This window comes from Clostridium sp. (assembly GCF_036642255.1).
Lineage (GTDB): Bacteria > Bacillota > Clostridia > Clostridiales > Clostridiaceae > Clostridium_J.
Genome location: NZ_JAVWDJ010000012.1, coordinates 87,051 through 107,849, shown reverse-complemented (window position 1 = coordinate 107,849; position 20,799 = coordinate 87,051). Strand labels below are relative to the sequence as shown.

Sequence of the window (20,799 nt, the reverse complement as noted above, 5' to 3'; positions counted from 1 at the left end):
ATGAGCACCGAAGAGACTGAAGCTGACGAGGTAATGCGAAGATTATATGAAATTTACATCTGGTGATGATGCTCCTATTGGATACACCCGTTCCCATACCGAACACGAAGGTTAAGCAATAGGAGGCCAAGAGTACTGCAAGGGAAGCCTTGTGGGAGGGTAGGTGGTCGCCAGGTATTAATCCAAAAGATGAAAAACATCAAGCAAATGCTTGATGTTTTATTTTTTTATACTATATTATATATTTTAATCTACTAAAATTAATAAGTAGGCTTTGGTATACAATGATAATTCATCAATAACTCTAAAAACCTCTAGCTTCTTTAAGTTTTGTATCGATTTCTGCAACTTGTTGTTGTTTTTCAATCCAATAGTTTTGACTCTTTTGAGCATTTAATTCTTCCACTGTTTTACCTTGCTGTTCTACCCAAGTGTAATATTTTAGGTTATGCCATCTCTTTTTGTTCATCATAGTTCCTTCTTCAATATAGTCGAGCTTAACGCCCTTAAATATGGAATTAAATCTTACTGCAGCTTCAGTAGTTGTTAATGGGCCAAACATTTCAGTAATCTGATCCATTACGGAGTAATATCTATCAAAGTTATCGGTAGCCATAGTAAATATATTATCCTTTTCAGTTAACTCGTAATATTTAGCAGTTTTAATTGCACCAAGTATATTACAGATTCCAGAGATACCAAAAATCTTTGAAAGCTGTTCAACAACTTCACTACTTAGTCCCACTTCATTTAATAAATAATCCTTACCTACATCATCAGTTAATACTTGGAGAGCTTTTTTACAATCCATATCATCAATACATATCATGGCATCCATATTCATAACATTGTGAATCCAAGTTACATGTTTGTCACCAATACCTTGAATGTCATGATCACCATATCCATTATTATATAGTGTAGGACATTGTATTGGTTCAAGTCCAATTATTTTAGCTTCAGGGAATAATTGCTTTACTTTATCTCCAGATGCAATTGTTCCTGAAGAACCCATAGAAGAAACTACAGCAGCGGCTCTTCCATTACCAATTCCTTTTTCTTTTAAATCTTCACATATTTTTCCGATAGTATTTCCGGTAACAAAATAATGGAACATGTAATTTCCAAAACTTTCGAATTGGTTTAGAATATAATTCTTTTCACTTGCACCTTTTAATTCCCAACATTTATCATAGATTTCTTTTACAGAGCTTTCACAACCAGGAGTTTTTATATAACTTGCACCATAGTATTCAATTTTATCAAATCTTTCTTGACTCATTAACTCAGGTAGAATTACCTTTGTATCGTATCCCATACGCGGACCTGTCCAAGAACCACCTATACCGTAATTACCTGTAGAAGGATAAACAATAGTATGTTCTCCAGGAATTATTTCTCCACTTAATTGTTTTTCCATAGTCACTGAGTAAGTTGCTCCAACCTTATGACTTCCTGTAGGGAAATTCATTCCTAATAAACAGACTATGTTAGCTTTCACACCAGTAATTTCTTTTGGAACCACAAAATAGCTTAAGTTTCCTTTGTGATCCGTAAAGTTTACGTTAAAAAGATTGATAGGATTAAGTGGATCTTCTTCTAAAGCTTTAAGTGCTTTCTCTCTGATATCAGGCCTTATAGTTTCAGGATTTAACATTTCGTTGAAAGTTGGTCCCCAAATTAAATTTTTCATCTAAGTTACCCCCATTTTTATATATTGATTTGTTTGTCTACGGTAAATAAATATGATGAAATTCTTATATTATGACTCCTTAGAGGTAGGTTTGTATTTCAAATTTCAATATAAAGATATCAATATAAAGCTTTTATCATAAACATTATTCACGCAAATATAATTATTAATAAAATAGTAAAGTGAATTATTAAGTTTGTGAATTGTTTTTATGAATAAACCTATATAAAAAGCATATGTATTAATTAGTTGATTTCATAAAAGAAGATGGAGATGAGCAAATGTCAGAAGTAATGAATAACATTGAATTTATTTTAAACAAAAGACACAATCCTTTAAAAGATAATTGTCCAGAATTTCTATCTGGAGAACAACTAAAAAAGGTAAGACAGATTCATGATAGTATACCTCATTGTAAAGCCACTCCCTTAGTTCACTTAACATATCTATCTGAACATTTAGGAATAAAATCAATATTTGTAAAGAATGAAGCAAAAAGAGGAGATATAAATTCGTTTAAGATATTAGGTGCTACCTATGCAGTTTCAAAGCTAATTTGTAATCAATTAGAGATTGAAGTGGACAAGATTACTTTTGACTATCTGAAATCCGAAAGTGTACAAGAAAAAATTAAAGATATGATATTAGTAACTTGTTCTGATGGAAACCATGGCAGAGGTATAGCTTGGACAGCAAATGAACTAGGGCTTAAAGCATTCATATATATGCCAAAGGGAACAGTTAAAAGTAGGATTAGAAATATTGAAGCTTTGGGAGCTGAAGTTATAGTTACAGATCTCAACTATGATGATACTGTGAGATATGCAAATAAAATGGCTAATAAGAATGGATGGTATATAGTTCAAGATACATCTTGGGAAGGCTATGAGGAAGTTCCTAAGACTATTCTTCAAGGGTATTCTACTATGGGTATAGAAGCCATCGAGCAATTATTAGATTTAAATGTGGAAAGACCAACTCATATTTTTGTTCAAGCGGGGGTAGGAGCTATGGCTGGAGGTGTTATAGGGGCAATAGCAAACTTTTATAGTGGAGAAATGCCAATTACAACTATAATGGAACCAACCAATGCGGCATGTTATTTTAAATCTGTTGAGATTAATGATGGAAAACCTCATAAAGTAGATGGAGATTTAGAAAGTATTATGGCAGGACTTGCATGTGGGGAACCAGTAAGAATTGGATGGGAAATAATAAGAGATTTTGCCTATGGAGTTTGTAAGTGTCCAGACTATGTAACTGCTCATGGTATGAGAGTTCTTGGTAATCCTATAGGAGAAGATGAAAGAATAATTGCTGGTGAGTCAGCAGGTGTGGGTGTGGGATTACTTTCAATTATAATGAATAATCCTAGATACAAGTATATAAAAGAGATGTTAAATCTAGATAAAAATTCTGTAGTATTAATTTTTAGTACTGAAGGAGACACTGATCCAATTAATTATCGCAAAATAGTTTGGGATGGAGAATTTTCATTTCAGTAAAGTTTTGTAACTACGTGGATTTTCCACTTAAAATAAGTTCTTAAAGGAGAGATAAGAAAGATGAAAATTGATTTTCAAAAGGTATTAGAAAAGGCTGATTATTACAAAGAGGATATGACTAAATTTTTGAGGGACATGATAAGAATACCAAGTGAAAGTTGTAATGAGAAGGATGTAGTGCTTAGAATAAAAGAAGAGATGGAAAAAGTAGGATTTGACAAGGTAGAAATTGATCCAATGGGAAATATTTTGGGTTATATTGGACATGGAGAGCATATTATTGCAATGGATGCTCATATTGATACAGTTGGAGTAGGGGATATAAATTTATGGGAAATTGACCCATATGAAGGGGACGAAAATGAAAATGAAATTTTCGGCAGAGGTGGAAGTGATCAAGAAGGTGGTATGGCTTCCATGGTATATGCAGGTAAAATTATTAAAGATCTAGGGTTAGAGAATGATTTTACATTGATAGTTACCGGTACTGTACAAGAAGAAGATTGTGATGGGCTCTGTTGGCAATATATAATAAAAGAAGACAAAATAAAACCAGAATTTGTTGTGATTACTGAACCTACTTCATGCAATATATATAGAGGCCACAGAGGTAGAATGGAGATAAAAGTTACAACCAATGGATTAAGTTGTCATGGTTCAGCACCTGAAAGAGGAGATAATGCTATATTTAAAATGGCTCCAATACTTAATGAATTAAGAGCACTTCATGAGAATCTTATAGACAACATATTCTTAGGCAAAGGTTCTCTCACAGTATCAGAGATATTTTTTACATCACCTTCAAGGTGTGCAGTGGCTGATAGCTGTAGAATTTCAATAGATAGAAGACTTACTGATGGAGAAACTTTTGAGTATGCTTTAGAACAAATAAGAAGATTGCCTGCGGTTAAGGCAGCAAAAGCTCGAGTGGAAATGTATACTTACGAAAGACCAGCCTATACTGGGTTAGTTTACCCTACAGAAAGCTACTTCCCAACATGGGTTATTCCAGAAGATCACTCAATTTGCAAGAATGCAATAGATTGCTATGAAGGTTTGTTCAATAAAAAGCCGTTGGTTGATAAGTGGACATTCTCAACTAACGGAGTATCGATAATGGGACGTTATGGAATTCCATGTATTGGTTTTGGACCAGGGCACGAAGACCAAGCGCATGCTCCAAATGAAAAGACTTTCAAAGATGAACTAGTACAATGCGCTGCTATGTATGCAGTAATTCCATTTATGTATGTAGAAAACCACGTAAAATAATTCAAAGCTTTCTCAACTATAAGATTATAAAAGTCATTGTGTACACCTTAGGTAATTAGATACATCTAATTACCTAAGGTGTACTTTTAAATGGTTTAATAATTTATAATTTTATTTTAAAGTAAAATTTAAGTGTTTGCAGTTATATGCAAAATATAATATATCTTATTCATTTAAATAGTAATAGATTATTTTACTGATTGAGAGTTAACAAAAGTTTCTTCACTATAAACAAGTATTCAATTATAATAATCTTAAGATAATGGTTAAAATATGTAGTATTTTTTCAGGTCATAAGTATTTATAGTTTAATAATATTTTGGAAAGATAATTCTTCTATCCTCATGAGTCCATTAACAAGTTTAAGCGCTTAAACAAGCTTATGCTGAGAAGCTTGTGCTAAAAGTTAGATTTTAGTGTAGCAAATGGACTTTGTTATAACAAAGAATACTTGATTGGTCAAATCTCCATCAAAAACCAATTACCAAAATGAACTTGTTTATAGTCAAAATTACTTAAAATAATGAAAATAAATGAAATGGGTGAAATATGAAAAGGTATATTAGGTTTGAAATAATAACAGAAGATAAAATAGGAGTAACTTTAAAAATTCTAGAAAAAATATATAAGGCAAATATTAGCTTAACTTCTGTAGAAGTATTTCCAACAAAGGTTTGCGTAAAGATAGAAGATACCCACAGAAGTAAGAAAGAATACCTAATTAATGAGTTCTACACCTTAGAAGAAGTTATAGAAGTAAAAGAGCTTGAATTGCTATATTATGAACAAAATGAAAGAAAATTGATCGCAGTTCTAGATTCTGTCGATGATGGTATTATTGCAGTTGATAAAAAAGGGAAAATTGAAATTTTTAATAGATATAGTGAGGGAATTTTCGAATATAGTAGAGAAAATGCAATAGGCAAAGAAATCAATTCTATTCTAAAGCAAGATGAAGGAATTTTAAACTTAATTAAGCAAGGCAAGAACTATAAAAACATCGAGATTTCTGTTAAAAATTCCAATACTGAAAAACACTATATGATAAGCGGGATGCCTATAATGGACGATGATAATAATGTGTTAGGGGGAGTATCTTCGTTAAGAGATGTAAATAAAGCTATAGAGATGGTTAAAGTTATTTCATCTACAGAAGAAGGGGCTTTTAAAGAAATTATTGGGAATAGCAAAGCCATAAAAAAGGTTAAAAACTTAGCAATTACTGTAGCTAAAATAAATTCCACAGTTTTAATAAGAGGTGAAAGTGGTACAGGAAAAGAACTTTTTGCAAGGGCAATACATAATTTAAGTGAGAGAAGAAATAAGGAGTTTGTAGCAATAAATTGTGCAGCATTACCAGATAGTTTAATTGAGAGCGAATTATTTGGATATGAAAAGGGAAGTTTTACTGGAGCCTTAAGTAATGGAAAGGAAGGTTTATTTAAGCAAGCTAATGAAGGTACTATATTTCTTGACGAAATTGGAGAGATATCATTACAACTACAAGCAAAGCTTTTACGAACTTTACAAGAAGGTATTATAAGAAAGATAGGTTCTAATAAAGAAGAAAAAGTAAATGTAAGAATTATCGCAGCAACAAATAGAAATTTAGAAGAAATGATAAAAGAAAAATCTTTTAGAGAAGATTTATACTATAGATTAAATGTAATACCGCTGTACATACCATCTCTTAGAGAACGCTTAGAGGACTTACCAACATTAGTAATGTACTTTATTGAAAAACTCAACATTTCATTGAAAAAGAATATAAAAGGAGCAGAAATTGAATTCATAAATAAACTTTTGGAGTATTCTTGGCAAGGAAATATAAGAGAGTTACAAAATGTTATGGAAAGAGCTATGATTATCTGTGAAGGTGATAGTTTAACACTAGAGAATTTAATTTTTGATATAAGGGAATGTATAACTATCAGAACACCTGAAATATGTGATAATGAACCTTTAAAAATTGTAGTTGAAAGAGCTGAACTATCAGAAATTAAAAAAGCATTGAAAAATCACAAAAGTATAAGATCTGCAGCTAAGTCTCTTGGTATTTCACACACTTCATTACTAAATAAGATTGAAAAATATAAACTAAAGCAGAAATACTAGTTCGAATTTCTTAGAATATGGCAAGCTATCTAACCACTTGGTAGTATAACTTGCCATGAAAACTTCATTAATGGTAAATATTATTGCCATTAACAAGTTTATAGTGAGAACTATGGAGTGATTATTCTGTGAATTCTAAATATTTAAACTGATGCAAATCACTAAATAAGCATACTAATTAAGTTTTTGGCAATTTAATGATATGGTCTTAAATCTTTGGCATGTAAATTGCTATGTTATATAGTAAAAATATCTATAAATTTAATAGAATCAATCAGTATTAGGAAGCAAGGTAATGAGGTGTGGAGGTTATATATATGTAAATGAACACCGCAGAGCCTGAAGATGGTTATGTATTACTAAGATTTTATAAAATTTATAACTATAGGGGGAATTAATATGGATAAAAATATATTAAAAGATATGGGATTTTCTACAAGAGCTGTTCATGGTGGCACTGTTAAGGATCAATATGGAGCTTTAGCAACACCAATACATCAAACATCTACTTTCGTATTTGACTCAGCTGAACAAGGTGGAAATAGATTCGCTTTACAAGAAGAAGGTTATATTTATTCAAGATTAGGAAACCCTACAAATACTGTGTTAGAAGAGAAACTTGCTTTACTTGAAGGTGGAGAAGCAGCAATGTCTATGAGCTCAGGTATGGGGGCAGTTTCCTCAGCTTTATGGACAGCACTAAAAGCTGGTGATCATATTGTTGCAGCAAAAACACTATATGGATGTACTTTTGCGTATTTAAGTCATGGATTAACAAGATTTGGAGTAGAAGTAACCTTTGTTGATACTAGGGAGCCAGAAAATGTTAGAAATGCAATGAGACCTAATACTAGAGTTGTATATTTAGAGAGTCCTGCAAATCCTAATTTGGATATAGCAGATATTGAAGCCATAAGCAAAATTGCTCATGAAAATAAAAATTGTTTAGTAATGGTAGATAATACATTCTGTACACCATATATTACAAGACCGTTATCATTAGGGGCAGATGTGGTAATTCACTCTGGAACTAAATTTTTAAATGGTCATGGTGATGTAGTATGTGGATTTGTAGTTGGAAATAAGGAATTCTTAACTCAGGTGAGATTATTTGGAGTTAAAGATATGACTGGTTCCGTAATGAGTCCTTTTGATGCATTCCTTGTAATTAGAGGAATGAAAACTCTTGAAGTAAGAATGGAAAGACATTGTGCTAATGCTATGAAAGTAGCTGAGTTCTTAGAAAAGCATCCTGCAGTAGAGAAAGTTTACTATCCAGGACTTAAAAGCTTCCCACAATATGACTTAGCTAATAAGCAAATGAGTCTTCCAGGAGCAGTAATTGCTTTCGAAATAAAAGGTGGAGTGGAAGAAGGAAAGAAAGTTATTAATAATACTCACCTTTGTAGATTAGCAGTAAGTCTTGGAGATTGTGAGAGTTTAATTCAACATCCAGCATCAATGACTCATTCACCATATACACAAGAGGAGAGATTAGAAGCAGGAATTAAGGACAATCTTGTAAGATTAGCTGTAGGGTTAGAAAATGCAGAGGATATAATTAGTGATTTAACTCAGGCACTAAATGTAATACTATAAATAATAATTAACCAAAACAAGGATAGATAAGTTTCTTTTCATCAATGTATGGGTGTATTCTGCAGAAGGATTTAATTTAGGTGAAGTAAATATACTTTTTAGGCGGCGGAATATAGTGAGCTTATTTATTGTATAATTGTTTTATTTCGTAATTGGAAGTAAAAAATTAATATAAATTCATTTTTTAAAATTAAATACTCATGTAATAGAAGTGTTTATAGAATAAATTTATAAATACTTCTATTTTTTTCTTACTGAATATTTATTTTAGTTAGGATGTACAATATATATTAAAAACATAATGTAGGAGTATACGTAAAGATGAAGCTAAATAAAGAATTTTACAAAAGAGATACTTTAATAGTAGCTCAAGAACTTTTAGGTAAAAAATTAGTACATAACATTAATGGTAAAATTTTATCAGGAATAATAGTTGAAACTGAAGCCTATATGGGACCTGAGGATAAAGCAGCCCATTCTTATGGAGGGAGAAAAACCGAAAGAACTAAGGTAATGTTTGAGGAAGGTGGAATAAGCTATATATATTTTATTTATGGTTTATATTACTGCTTTAATGTGGTGACTTCAGTTCAAGGTACGCCTCAAGCTGTACTCATTAGAGCATTAGAGCCTGTTGAAGGATTAGAAGATATGGCAATTATAAGATATAAGAAAAACTATAATGAATTAAATAAAAAACAAATTATAAATCTTACTAGTGGACCTTCTAAATTATGCTCTGCCTTAAAACTAGATAAAAGTTTGAATGCAGTGGATCTAGCATCTGACGTACTATATCTCGAAGAAGCTATTGATCCAGAGTTTGAAATCATACAAACTACAAGAATTGGTATTGACTATGCAGAAGAAGCAAAAGAATACCACTGGAGATTTTATATAAAAGATAATCCATACATTTCTAAAAAATAAGAATGCATTAAAGCAAGTGATAAATAAATTTAGAAGTTATATGGTAAAAACTGTATATAAATCCTCATCTGTGTGTAATATATTTACTAGGAGCTATTTTATAGCTTCTTATAAAAATGCAATATAGAGGTGTTTAATACATGACCGATGACTTATTTCTTTTAGAGGGCAGAATAAATAGAAAGAAATACTTTCTGTATAATGCTATTTTTCTCATGACCTTTTTTATACTAAATTATTCACTTAATTTAATTGGAGGCATAGTAGCTGAAGCAGGATATGAACTTATTGGTATCATAATGATATCTGCAAAACTTACATTACAAGTTGTGATAACACTACTTGTAATGATTGTTACTTATAAAAGGCTTCATGATATAAATTTTAATGGAGCATTTGCCATATTATCTGCATTGCCTTATATTCAAATAGGAGTGGTTCTAATTTTATTAACCATTACAGGAACAGTAGGAACAAATAAATATGGTGCAATTTCATTAAGAAAACAAGGTATGAATAAAAATAAATAGATATAATCTACTTAGTGCAAATTAGTATTTGCACTATAATTTTTTGTTAATAATTAAATAGTGTCATGTAAAACAATGGTTATTGTGATAAAATTGTATTTAATATTCTTTATTACAAATATTGATTTTATATTTTTGGGAAAGGAGAACATTCATGATTGATATTTTAAATCTTAATAAAAGTTTTAAGAACGTTCATGCTGTTGATGATATCAGCTTTTCAGTTAAAGATGGGGAAATTGTTGGATTATTGGGGGAAAATGGGGCAGGAAAGACTACAACCTTAAGAATGTTAGCAACCATGCTAAAGCCATCAAGTGGTAACGCTAAAATTAATGGTTATGATATTGTTAACGAAGCTAATAAAGTGAGATCTGAAATAGGTATACTGTTTGGTGGGGAAGTAGGACTTTATGATAGGTTAAGTGCAAGAGAAAACATTACATACTTTGCAATGCTTAACGGAATGTCTAAGGAGGAAGCAAAACGCAGTGTTGATAATTTAAGCAAACTTTTGGACATGGAAGAGTATCTTGATAGGAGAGTTGGGAAGTTTTCAAGAGGTATGAAGCAAAAGGTAGCTATTGCAAGATCTATCGTACATAATCCAAAGGTAATGTTGTTTGATGAACCAACTATCGGATTAGATGTCACTGCATCTAGAGTTGTGCAAAATTTTATCTTTAAGTGTAAAGAGGATAAAAAAGCCATTATTTTTTCTAGTCATAGCATGACAGAGGTTGAAAAACTTTGTGATAGGGTAATTATAATAAATAAAGGAAGAATAATAGATAGTGGAACTATAAGCGAACTTAAGGAAAAACATAATAATCAAGACTTAGAAGAAGTTTTTGTTTCCTTAATCGGAGGTGGAGCTCATGAATAATAATATAGTAGGACTTGTATTCAAAAAAGAGCTGATGGATATTTTTAGGGACAGGAAAACTATACTTGTAAGTATCCTGATACCATTGATAATATTTCCTATTATGTTTTCAGTGCTGGGTAAAGGCATATCTAAGACTACAGAAGATGCTATGAGAGATATGAAAATCGCCTTGGTAGATTCAGGAAGCAGCTCCTTGACAGAATTTATAAGGACTCAAAAGGACGTAGTTTTAATTGAATCTCAGGATGTTCAAAAGGATGTAAAAGATGGAAACATCTCTGTAGCCATTGAAATTCCTAAGGATTTTGATGAGAAAATTAAAAATGAGCAACAAGTAGGAGTAACTTTAATACTAGATAATGCAAGTCAAACATCTTCTATTGTAGCAGCAAATGTACAAAGCTTTATCCAAGAATATTCGCAGATGGTAGTTTCAAATAGATTAAACTTAAGAAATATTGATGTGAACTTGCTAACACCTATTAGTGTAGAGCAGAAAACTATAACGGGAGAGGAAAATGGAGCTTCAACGATGATGCTATCAATGATGTTACCTCTTCTCTTAGTAATGTATTGCATTACAGGTCCAATACCTGCAGCCACAGATTTAGGTGCCGGTGAAAAGGAAAGAGGAACTTTAGAGCCACTTTTAACTACTCAAGCAGGAAGAATGGCTCTATTATATGGTAAGTTTTTAGCTATTACTTTACTTGGAATAATTACAGCCTTAGCATCATTAATAGGACTATACATTTCCTTTATGATGGACTCCTCATTATTTACAGGCGGTGGTTCCACAACTGCAGCCTTGACAATAGATTATAAGACTTTTGTGTTTATATTTATTATTGCAGTGTTAACCACTATGGTTTTTGGTGCGCTTGAACTTGCTATAAGTATTTATGCACGATCATTCAAAGAAGCACAAACATATATAACACCTCTAACTGTTATTGGAATAATTCCTATATACGCAACCTATATGTTGGATGTTAAAAACATTTCAACTATGTACTTCCATATACCCCTAGCAAATGTAGTTTGCCTTCTTAAGGAACTGATAATAGGAATCTACAACTATACGCATATAGGAATTACTTTGGGTTGGACAATTGTTTATATAGTTATATCACTATTAATAGCAAGGGCCATGTTTAATAAGGAAGAAGTTATATTTAGAACATAGGTATATGTATTATTATGGGATATTAAATGTAGTAGTTTTTTAAATTAGAATCTAACTTTTTATTTTAATACTATTATAATGAGTAACTATAATAATACATCTTTGAGCTAAATAAGTTAACACAATTTAATATTTAAAGTTATATTCGGCATCACTTATTTTTAATGTGATGTCTTTTTAATATTTTTAAATTTAAAAAGGGATTTTTATTGTAATGTGGAATATAAATAATATTATGTTTTATAAGTAAATTGAAAGGAGGAGATTAGTGTGGTTAAGGTTGTCGATAAGAGAAAGATATTAAGTTTTCTTAAGAAAAGTGAATTGGAAAATAGTGCGATAATAAGCATTATTCATAACGAGCCACAATGTAGTATTTTTACTGATAATGAAGAAAGTCCTACAGGAGTAATAGTAAAAGATGATCATTTTAGTTATATCTATTACATAGAAAAAACTTTTTTAGATAAACTTGATCAGTGTGACTTTTGTAACCAACATCAGAGTTTTGCTGTAGTAAGCGAAGGGATTTATAAAGAATTAAAGGAAAAATATAAGCTTCAATGGGTAAGCAAGAGCTTTGTTTATTATTTACCAAAGAAGTGCATATCAAATAATGATTCTGGAACCCTTGATAAAATACATATAAAAGATGCCGAAAAAATTAATGAATATTACACCTATAAGGAGCAGGAGGGATTAAGCTATATTATAAATAGTATAGAAAAAAGGCCTAGTTCTGCATTATATGCAAATGACACTTTAATAAGCTCTGCCATGGTTCATAATAATAATTCTATAGGAATGCTATATACATCAAAGGAATATCGTAATAGAGGTTATGGTAAAAAGGTAACTTTAGATTTATGTAGAAAGCTTGTGAGTGAGGATATTACTCCAATAGCTTATATAACAGAGGAAAATATACCAGCTATTAAGTTGTTTCAAGGTTGCGGCTTTAAAGAGTTAGGAACAGCTTATTGGTTTGGAATTTTGAATGTTAAACACTCTTAAAAATAAAATATTACTTAAGAGTAATTTTAATGACCCTATTACTAAAGATGTAGTAAATATAGCATGGCCAGTTCTTTTAGAATCACTTTTAGGATCTTTATTTTCAATGGTAGATATGATAATGTTAGGAAGAATAAATGACTCATTTGAAGCAGCAGCTTCAGTAGCAGCAGTAGGGATTACAAATCAACCATTATTTATAGGACTAGCCGTAGTGCAAGCCTTAAATATAGGTGGTACTGCAATTGTAGCTAGATATATGGGAAGAAAGGAAGAAGCCCGTGTTGAAAGCACAGTAAAGCATATAGTTCTCATAAACTTAGTATTTTTAGTAATTCCATTATGTATTCTTGCTCAAGTTTTTGCAGGTGAAATAATGGCGTTTATGGGTGCGGAACCTGAGACAATAGAGATAGGTATCTGGTACTTTAGAATAATTATGTTTGGATTTTTATTTCAAGGTGTAAATAATTCACTTTTTGCTGTTTTAAGGGGTGTAGGTGATACTAAAACTCCAATGAAAATAAATATTAAAGTAAATGCACTAAATGTTGTAGGTAATGCATTGTTAATTTACGGTATGTTTTTCTTCCCAGCATTAGGAGTTACAGGAGCAGCAATTTCAACTTGCTTTTCCCAAATAGTAGCAACAATTATGATAGTAAGTTTATTCCTTAGAGGTAAAACAGGAATTAAACTGAATTTAAAAAAGAAGTTTGAATTTGATAAAGATATAGTGAAAAACTTTATTAGAATAGGAGTTCCTTCCTCAATTGAAATGATGATGCTTAGGCTAGGAATAATGTTATTTACTAAAACTGTTGCAGGTTTAGGCACAGTAATCCTTGCTGCTCATCAGATTTGTTTAAATATCTTAAGTCTTTCTTTTACTACAGGGCAATCTTTTTCAATTGCATCTGCTTCACTAACAGGAAGAATTCTTGGAGAAGGAGACTCAAATCGAGCAGAAGCTTATGTATCAAAGGCACGAGAAATAGGATCTATCCTAGCAACATTAATAGGGGTAGGATTTTTCTTTTTTGCACCGCAGATACTTGGACTATATTCAAGAGATGAAGTATTGATAAAAGCTGGTACTGATGCTTTAAGAGTTATTGCTATAATGCAACCGTTTCAATCTTCAGCTTTTATAATTGTAGGATCATTAAGAGGAGCAGGAGATACAACTTTTCCACTGTTATCTACGGGCATTGGAATTTTAGGAATAAGAGTTGTTCTTGCTTATTTATTAATTAATATTTTTAATATGGGATTAATAGGTGCATGGATAGCAGTATTTTTAGATCAATTATTTAGATGGGTAATGGTATATTGGAGATTTAAAACAGGAAAATGGAAACATGTAAAAATTAAATAGCTAAAGAAAAAAATCCTATTCAACCATAAAAAGTCTAATAGGATTTTTTTATGTTAGAAAAAGATAAGGCAAAACCATTGTAATATCATGTTAAGTACACAATTAATAATCTGGTCGTAATAATTTATACCAACCTTGAGGAAAAAAGCATAAAGGACAAAAGGTAGGTGCTTCCTTTCCTTCATGAAGATATCCACAGTTCATGCACTGCCAAATTTGTATTACATTACGACTATAAAGTGTGCCATTAGCCAACCTAGTGTAAATGTCATTAAATTGCCTATAATGTAAATCCGTAACTACTCTTGCTTCTCTATAGAAATTTGCAATATCAGTTAACCCTTCTTCAGTGGCAATTCTTTCATAATCTAGATAAACATTAAGCTCAGCATTTTCTAAATCAGCAGAAGATTTAAGATTTTCTTGAAGTGATTCTATCCTTCCAAGAAAGCGACCATAAACTTGTCTTGCTTGAGCTAAATTTTGTGATGCCGTCTCTTCAAATACTCTAGCTATAAATTCATAGCCTTCTGTTCTGGCATTTTCCGCAAAAAGTTGGTATCTAGTTACCGCTCTTGCTTCAGAAGCAAAGGTTTTTTTCAAGTTCACTTCAGTTTGAGAACCTTCAAGTGCCATTTATTAACCTCCACAAAGAAATATCTATTATAATATACTTGTAAGTAGTGGTTAATGTTACAAAATTTACATAAATTGTTGACATTGTGGTTACTTTAACATATTATACAAATAGTATTACTAATAGTATTACTAATAGTATTATGAATATAGTATATAATATAATTAACAATTAATAGTGAGGTATAAGTATGGATTCAAATTACAATAAATATAATGATGAAGCAGAGATTCTCAAAGCTCTAGCCCATCCAGTAAGATTGTGTATTGTTAATGGATTACTTAACAAGGGCACTTGCAATGTTTCTTTTATGCAAAACTGCTTAGGAATGCCACAATCTACAGTGTCTCAACACTTACAAAAGTTAAGAGTTGCAGGGATTGTAAAAGGTGAGAGAGTTGGCACTGAAATCTCTTATTCTGTATGCAATTCTAAAGTAGAAAAAATAATAGAAATTCTTAATGCATAAACTCAGATAAATCGTTATCTGGGTTCTTTATAATTTAAAACAAAGGACCTTTAACTATTGATGAAGTTAAAGGTCTAAGGTGTAAAATAATTAATGCATTCTTGATTTTTCATAATTATTCGTTGTTGCTAGTTTTCATCATAATAGCTATAGCAATACCATAGACAATCCTTGCAATAAGGTAAATCACTTTCAATGATTACATGACCATTGTCAGGCATTTTATTATAGAACTTTTTAGTTCCATCATCAAATCTACACTCTACAGTTCTAAGTCGTTTAAAAAGATTATTAGCTAATTCATAGGGAATTGGCTTTACAACTCTCCATCTATCACTTAAACTTACATGTTTATCTTTTGCTAATTTTATACGGCGATGAATAATAAACTTTTCAGGACCCCTCAATTCTAAAGTATGACCTTCAGGATTAACAGCTCTAAAGGTTGGATTTTCATCCAAAATTTGAAAAGCTTCAATAGTTGACAAATTAAATTCTGCCATAAAAACAACTCCCTTCTTTTTTCACTATATAATAAAAGTAGCTTATCTAATATTAAATAAGTTACTTTTAATAAACATATAAAAAAACGCTTTTATAAAATAGTATACGTATATAATAACACATTAGCTTGCTAAATTGTATAAATATTTAGAAAATTTTATAAATATAATTATTACTGAACAATAATTATTATATTCAATTTAGTGATAATAAACTTAATCCTTAAATGTAGGTTTAATTATAAAGCATTTGCTTACCTATTATTAATATATTATATAAGCAAACTTATGTGACATATGCGTAAAATGTATAAATATTTATTATTGTTGTCATTAAATTTATGAAGCTTACATAATATTAAGTATCTTAAATCACCTTTGTTGGGAGGAATATCTTTGGCTACTATTTTATTTAAAGAAATATCTTATCTTATTACAATGAATGACAACAATGATATATTAAAAAATGTGGACTTACTCACAGAGAATAATAAAATTATTGGTATTGGAAAAAATCTAAGTATCCCAGAAAATGCAGAAGTAATTAAATGTAATAACTTGGTGGTTATGCCTGGTTTCGTTAACACTCACCATCATTTATATCAAACATTATTTAGGGGAATAAGGGAAGTTCAAGACATGCCATTATTTCCATGGCTAATAGGGCTCTATGAATTTTGGAAACATTTAACCCCAGAAGCAATATATCATGGAGCAATGGTAGGATTTAGTGAATTATTAAGGACTGGATGTACAACTACAATGGATCATCATTATGTATTTCCTCAATTTACTTCCAGTAAATTAATTGATGAACAGATTAATGCAGCTAAGGAAATTGGAATTAGATTTCATGCTACAAGGGGATCTATGTCCTTAGGAAAAAGTGGCGGAGGACTACCACCGGATTGTGTAGTGCAAAAGGAAGAGGATATATTAGAGGATTCTGAGAGATTAATAGATTCATATCATGATTATAATGATTATGCCATGACAAGAGTTTCCTTAGCACCATGTTCACCCTTTTCTGTTAGCGCCAGATTAATGAGAGAAACAAAAGATTTAGCTCGTAAAAAGGGCGTAATGATGCACACTCATCTATGTGAAACCTTGGATGAAGAAAAGTTTTGTATTGAGAAATATGGAAGAAGACCAGTGGAGTTAATGGAGGATTTGGAGTGGGTTGGTCCAGATGTATGGTTTGCCCATGGAATACATTTAAATGATAGAGAAATTCAAGCCATTAAAGGTGCTGGTATTGCACATTGTCCAAGCTCTAATATGAAGCTTGGAAGCGGCATTTGTAGAACTACAGAATTAGTAAATGCTAAAGTACCAGTAGGTATTGCAGTTGATGGTAGCGCTTCTAATGATGGGTCGAATATGTGGGAAGAAGTTCGACGAGGATATTTACTTAACCATTTAAAATATGGAGATAAAGGACTTACAGCTTATGAAGTTTTAAAAATGGCTACTAGAGGAGGAGCTGAAGTTTTAGGAAGAAAAGATACAGGTTACTTAGATATAAACAAAGCAGCAGATATTATTGTTTTAGACTTAAATGACATTGCATATGCTGGATGTCATGATCCACTGGTTTCAATTGTTTGTTGTGGAAATTCAAGCTTTGTTAAGCATACAATAGTGAATGGAAAAATTGTTGTTAAAGATGGAATTCTCTTAACTATAGATACAGAAAAAGTGAGAAAAGATGCACATGAAATTGCAAAAAATATAGTTAAAAAAGAAAGATTCATAAAAAAATATTTAGGTTAAAATTGGCTTCGTATTAATTGAATAAAAGAAATTTAAGTGGATACTCTAATTTTAGAGAGGAGAGTGTTCATATGACAAAAATGAAGGATACAAAGGAAAATAGAAAACATGATGGTCATTTTAAAAAGAAAAATATAAAACATGATCCGCAAGCTGAAAGCGCTAGAGCTGTATTCGGAGAGCCTAGAGTAAATGATGATGATCCAAGAGATTTTAAAATATAACAAACTTTAATTGAATCCGAAAGCTTATACTTCTCTTGAATGTGGATAAAAACTTAAACTCACACCCTAAGATTATTGAATATAATCAAATTATTAATTTTTTAATATAAACCCTTAGCACATTAATTTAAGCTAAGGGTTTATGTTTTAGGTGGAAATAATGAAACGTTAACTAATACAGCAATTACAATTCCCAGCAAAGTTTGAAGAAGTCTTTCTATGCCATTCTGAAGAGGAGAAGTAACCGTTGGCTCAACCATAATGGCAATTAACACAATACATGAAATATTAACAGCACCTTTACTGTTTAATAAAGTGGTAGTATATATTACACAAAGTAGTCCAAGAGCAGTAAAGAATGAACTATTTTGACCAAAATAAGAAAAAGTTACTCCATAAACCGCGCCAATGGCACTGCCAAGCATTCTATCACGACCAATTAAAAATGAGGACTGAATAGAACTTTGTGTAGTAGAAACTGCTGCAATGCAAGCGTAAAATGGGTCAATGCCAAGCATGAAACTTATAACCATACAGAAGAAAACAGAGATGGAAGTTTTAATGGTTCTTAATCCTAATCTAGGCATAAAAATCCTCCTTAAATTTAATATAAAATTGAGTATATAGGTTTTTCTTATGTTATAAATAGAACATGTTACTACAACTTCCGTATTATTTTAGGATTTATAACGTGTTGGATTTATTTATAGTTTATTATGATTATATCTTTGCTAAATTATAAGGAGTGCAGAAGTACAGGAGTATAAAAATTGTCTTTAGGAAAAATATACTGGAAAATAAAAAAGTTTAGTAATGGAAGTGAGTTGAAAAAAATTGTGTGAAATAGGTGTAGTTGTTTTTTTCGTGGGTAAACTAATTGTAAAATAGAAGGGGTGATACCATGAGGAAAATAAAGGTCTTATTATTAATTATTATTTTTATTATTAACATTTCCTTCCCAGTATATGGAATTAATCAATCTTCATGCATCTTTGTAACTTCAGAAGATGTTATAAAGACAATGAAGAATAACGCCAACATAACTTCCAATATAACTGAGTATAAAAATGATTATATTTCTGTAAAAGTTGACATTCCAGTGATTTCTGGATTAGGAAATGATGAGGTTCAAAAATCTATCAACGATAAAATTCAAAGTACTATTTTATCTATAAGAGACTCTATAGAAAAAATGGCAAAAGAAGATGCTGAGATGAATAAAAAAAGTGGTTATGATGTTAGACAATATGTAGTTACATCTAACTATATGGAAACATATAAGGATAATAATATTTTAAGCCTTACCTTAATAATTTATCAATATACTGGAGGAGCCCATGGTAGCACAACCCAATTAACATATAATTTTGATTTAAATACTGGGAAGGTTGGAGTTTTAAAAGATTTTTTTGATAACAATGAAAATTATAGAGATATAATTTTAAAACAGATAAGAAAAGAAATTGAAACAGAGCCAGAAAACTATTTCCCTGAAACAATAAAGAATTTTAATGGTATCCCCTATGATCAAAGCTTCTATTTAGATCATGATAATTTAGTAGTATATTTTAGTGAGTATGAAATTGCACCCTATGCCGCTGGAATACCACAGTTTAAGATACCGTATAGTGTTTTCCAAAATGGACTGAAAAAGAATATTAACATAAAAAAAGACCCTATAAGCATTAAAACTGAATCATATATTAAAGATGAGGGTAACTTCCAGGCTTATCTTTTATATCCTTTCATAGCCAATATGGAAAACAAGGTGATTATGGACAAAATTAATACAAGAATAAAGGAAGACGTTTTTAAATTTAATGATGAAATTAAAAAAACTTCCAACGAAAATAAAAATGAAAAAAATGAGTATGGAGAACCTAAAAACTGGGGTGCCTCCACTTATTTTAAAAACTATCATGTTAATGAGAACCTAATGAGTATTGTTATCACATATTCGGCTAATAACGGCACTACAGAAAATTATGTTTTATTTCATAAAGGTTATAATCTTAATTTACTTACTGGAGATAATTATAAGCTGAAAGACTTATTTAAGCCAGGTACAGATTATATTTCAATTATAAATAATGAAATAAAATTACAAATTGAAGATATTAAGAAAAAAATGGGATACAAGAATATTTATAAATTTCAAAGCATTAATGAAAATACGGAATTTTATATTGAGAATGGAAACTTAATAATAACTTTCCCTCTTGGTGAAATTGCGGCTAAGGAATACTATACACCTGAATTTACAATACCCTTTTATAAAATAAGCAAATATGTTAATGAAGGATTTTTAGAAAAATAAAAATTAAAGGTAGCTAATTTAGCTACCTTTAATTTATGAATAAGTTCAATTTTAGTTTTATCACAATATTTCTAACAGAATTCACCTCGTCTACAAGTTCACTTGTACCTGGTGAAAGATTTGATTTTAAGATATCTCTTAAGGTGTCATCACCAACATTTGCCCAATGGTTATAGTTTTTTTGAAGAGAATCAAAGTGATACATTAAATCTATAATTTGGCGAAGTTCTCCTTCTGTTAAACTTTTTCGCAATATCAATATGTGGTCAAACCATTCGTTGTTAATAATTATATTACTGGTGGAAATTTTTAAATTGTTGTTTAAATATAAAAACATTTGTTGAATTATTTCTGTGGATTCCAATACTTGAATTTCTAAGAGTTTAACTATTCTAATAGATTCTTCAGTTTCTTTGAATCTTTTTAATTTCAGGAAAATCCATAATGTAAATAATACTACAGCGGCTAAAGAAAAGAATATAGACAAAGCTAGGTTCAAATTCATTTTAAATAATAGCAATGCAATAAAACTAACTAAAAATAATAAAATATCCTGGGGAAAATAAAAAAACTTTATATTACTCATAATATCTCACCTCATAGAATAAACTTATTACTTAATATTCTACAAAAATACAAAAAATCCTCTTAATTGGTAAAAATTAGAAAATAGTAATATGAAATTAGAAGAATATATTTCAAAAGAATCTATGCCACAAAAATTCATTGTAATTAATTTATGAAGGGTTTAAGATATTATTA

At 30.5% G+C, this 20,799-nt stretch carries 19 protein-coding genes and 1 rRNA gene; 15 read left to right on the top strand and 5 right to left on the bottom strand.

Annotated features, from left to right (window positions below; translation table 11 throughout):
• Nucleotides 1-58: 58 nt before the first annotated feature.
• Nucleotides 59-176 (top strand): 5S ribosomal RNA (gene rrf, locus RR409_RS09085).
• Nucleotides 177-304: 128 nt separating this feature from the next.
• Here rrf and RR409_RS09080 read toward each other — a convergent pair.
• Nucleotides 305-1,693, bottom strand: coding sequence for a pyridoxal-phosphate dependent enzyme (locus RR409_RS09080; RefSeq protein ID WP_332557425.1), 1,389 nt, complete (start codon nt 1,691-1,693; stop codon nt 305-307).
• 281 nt (nt 1,694-1,974) lie between these two features.
• Here RR409_RS09080 and dpaL point away from each other — a divergent pair, with 281 nt between their 5' ends.
• The 10 genes from dpaL (at nt 1,975) to RR409_RS09030 (ending at nt 14,111) form a co-directional block, all read left to right on the top strand.
• Nucleotides 1,975-3,198: a diaminopropionate ammonia-lyase gene (gene dpaL / locus RR409_RS09075; RefSeq protein WP_332557424.1), complete on the top strand. Its 1,224-nt coding sequence runs from the start codon at nt 1,975-1,977 to the stop codon at nt 3,196-3,198.
• Between the two features lie 60 nt (nt 3,199-3,258).
• The gene (locus RR409_RS09070; protein WP_332557423.1) at nt 3,259-4,470 is read left to right on the top strand and encodes a YgeY family selenium metabolism-linked hydrolase; all 1,212 of its coding nucleotides are present in this window, start codon (nt 3,259-3,261) and stop codon (nt 4,468-4,470) included.
• Between the two features lie 549 nt (nt 4,471-5,019).
• Nucleotides 5,020-6,585, top strand: a complete 1,566-nt coding sequence (locus tag RR409_RS09065; RefSeq protein WP_332557422.1) for a sigma 54-interacting transcriptional regulator — start codon at nt 5,020-5,022, stop codon at nt 6,583-6,585.
• Between the two features lie 399 nt (nt 6,586-6,984).
• Nucleotides 6,985-8,184 carry a methionine gamma-lyase gene (megL, locus tag RR409_RS09060; RefSeq protein ID WP_332557421.1) on the top strand — a complete coding sequence of 400 codons (1,200 nt, stop codon included), beginning with the start codon at nt 6,985-6,987 and terminating at the stop codon, nt 8,182-8,184.
• A gap of 321 nt (nt 8,185-8,505) precedes the next feature.
• Nucleotides 8,506-9,114, top strand: a complete 609-nt coding sequence (locus tag RR409_RS09055) for a DNA-3-methyladenine glycosylase (RefSeq protein WP_332557420.1) — start codon at nt 8,506-8,508, stop codon at nt 9,112-9,114.
• Nucleotides 9,115-9,254: 140 nt separating this feature from the next.
• Entirely contained in the window at nt 9,255-9,644 is a 390-nt protein-coding gene (locus RR409_RS09050; RefSeq protein WP_332557419.1) for a DUF805 domain-containing protein, read from the top strand.
• 154 nt (nt 9,645-9,798) lie between these two features.
• Complete coding sequence (locus RR409_RS09045; RefSeq protein WP_332557418.1) at nt 9,799-10,530, top strand: ATP-binding cassette domain-containing protein; 732 nt, start codon at nt 9,799-9,801, stop codon at nt 10,528-10,530.
• Nucleotides 10,523-11,719 (top strand): ABC transporter permease, encoded by a 1,197-nt coding sequence (locus tag RR409_RS09040; RefSeq protein ID WP_332557417.1) that lies wholly within the window; start codon nt 10,523-10,525, stop codon nt 11,717-11,719. Before RR409_RS09045 ends, RR409_RS09040 begins: the two co-directional genes overlap by 8 nt.
• A gap of 270 nt (nt 11,720-11,989) precedes the next feature.
• Nucleotides 11,990-12,733 carry a GNAT family N-acetyltransferase gene (locus RR409_RS09035; RefSeq protein WP_332557416.1) on the top strand — a complete coding sequence of 248 codons (744 nt, stop codon included), beginning with the start codon at nt 11,990-11,992 and terminating at the stop codon, nt 12,731-12,733.
• A complete protein-coding gene (locus RR409_RS09030; RefSeq protein ID WP_332557415.1) occupies nt 12,717-14,111 on the top strand; it encodes an MATE family efflux transporter in 1,395 nt (464 codons plus the stop codon). The genes RR409_RS09035 and RR409_RS09030 overlap by 17 nt, the downstream gene beginning before the upstream one ends.
• 102 nt (nt 14,112-14,213) lie before the next feature.
• Here the strand turns inward: RR409_RS09030 and RR409_RS09025 are convergent, their stop codons facing one another.
• Nucleotides 14,214-14,747 (bottom strand): rubrerythrin family protein, encoded by a 534-nt coding sequence (locus RR409_RS09025; protein ID WP_332557414.1) that lies wholly within the window; start codon nt 14,745-14,747, stop codon nt 14,214-14,216.
• Nucleotides 14,748-14,938: 191 nt separating this feature from the next.
• On the opposite strand from RR409_RS09025, the gene RR409_RS09020 reads away from it, so the two are divergent.
• On the top strand, nt 14,939-15,217 hold the full coding sequence (locus RR409_RS09020; RefSeq protein ID WP_332557413.1) for a metalloregulator ArsR/SmtB family transcription factor: 279 nt from the start codon (nt 14,939-14,941) through the stop codon (nt 15,215-15,217).
• Between the two features lie 128 nt (nt 15,218-15,345).
• Here the strand turns inward: RR409_RS09020 and RR409_RS09015 are convergent, their stop codons facing one another.
• The gene (locus RR409_RS09015; RefSeq protein WP_332557412.1) at nt 15,346-15,720 is read right to left on the bottom strand and encodes a hypothetical protein; all 375 of its coding nucleotides are present in this window, start codon (nt 15,718-15,720) and stop codon (nt 15,346-15,348) included.
• Nucleotides 15,721-16,116: 396 nt separating this feature from the next.
• Here RR409_RS09015 and RR409_RS09010 point away from each other — a divergent pair, with 396 nt between their 5' ends.
• Together RR409_RS09010 and RR409_RS09005 are read left to right on the top strand one after the other, a co-directional pair.
• Complete coding sequence (locus RR409_RS09010; protein ID WP_332557411.1) at nt 16,117-17,496, top strand: 8-oxoguanine deaminase; 1,380 nt, start codon at nt 16,117-16,119, stop codon at nt 17,494-17,496.
• 80 nt (nt 17,497-17,576) lie between these two features.
• Nucleotides 17,577-17,720 (top strand): CPC_1213 family protein, encoded by a 144-nt coding sequence (locus tag RR409_RS09005; RefSeq protein ID WP_332557428.1) that lies wholly within the window; start codon nt 17,577-17,579, stop codon nt 17,718-17,720.
• Nucleotides 17,721-17,860: 140 nt separating this feature from the next.
• On the opposite strand, the gene RR409_RS09000 is transcribed toward RR409_RS09005, so the two are convergent.
• The gene (locus RR409_RS09000; RefSeq protein WP_332557410.1) at nt 17,861-18,307 is read right to left on the bottom strand and encodes an aromatic acid exporter family protein; all 447 of its coding nucleotides are present in this window, start codon (nt 18,305-18,307) and stop codon (nt 17,861-17,863) included.
• Nucleotides 18,308-18,621: 314 nt separating this feature from the next.
• Between RR409_RS09000 and RR409_RS08995 the strand changes: the two genes are divergently transcribed.
• Nucleotides 18,622-20,037, top strand: a complete 1,416-nt coding sequence (locus RR409_RS08995) for a DUF3298 and DUF4163 domain-containing protein (protein WP_332557409.1) — start codon at nt 18,622-18,624, stop codon at nt 20,035-20,037.
• A 28-nt stretch (nt 20,038-20,065) separates the two neighbouring features.
• Here the strand turns inward: RR409_RS08995 and RR409_RS08990 are convergent, their stop codons facing one another.
• The gene (locus RR409_RS08990; RefSeq protein WP_332557408.1) at nt 20,066-20,623 is read right to left on the bottom strand and encodes a hypothetical protein; all 558 of its coding nucleotides are present in this window, start codon (nt 20,621-20,623) and stop codon (nt 20,066-20,068) included.
• Nucleotides 20,624-20,799 lie beyond the last annotated feature (176 nt).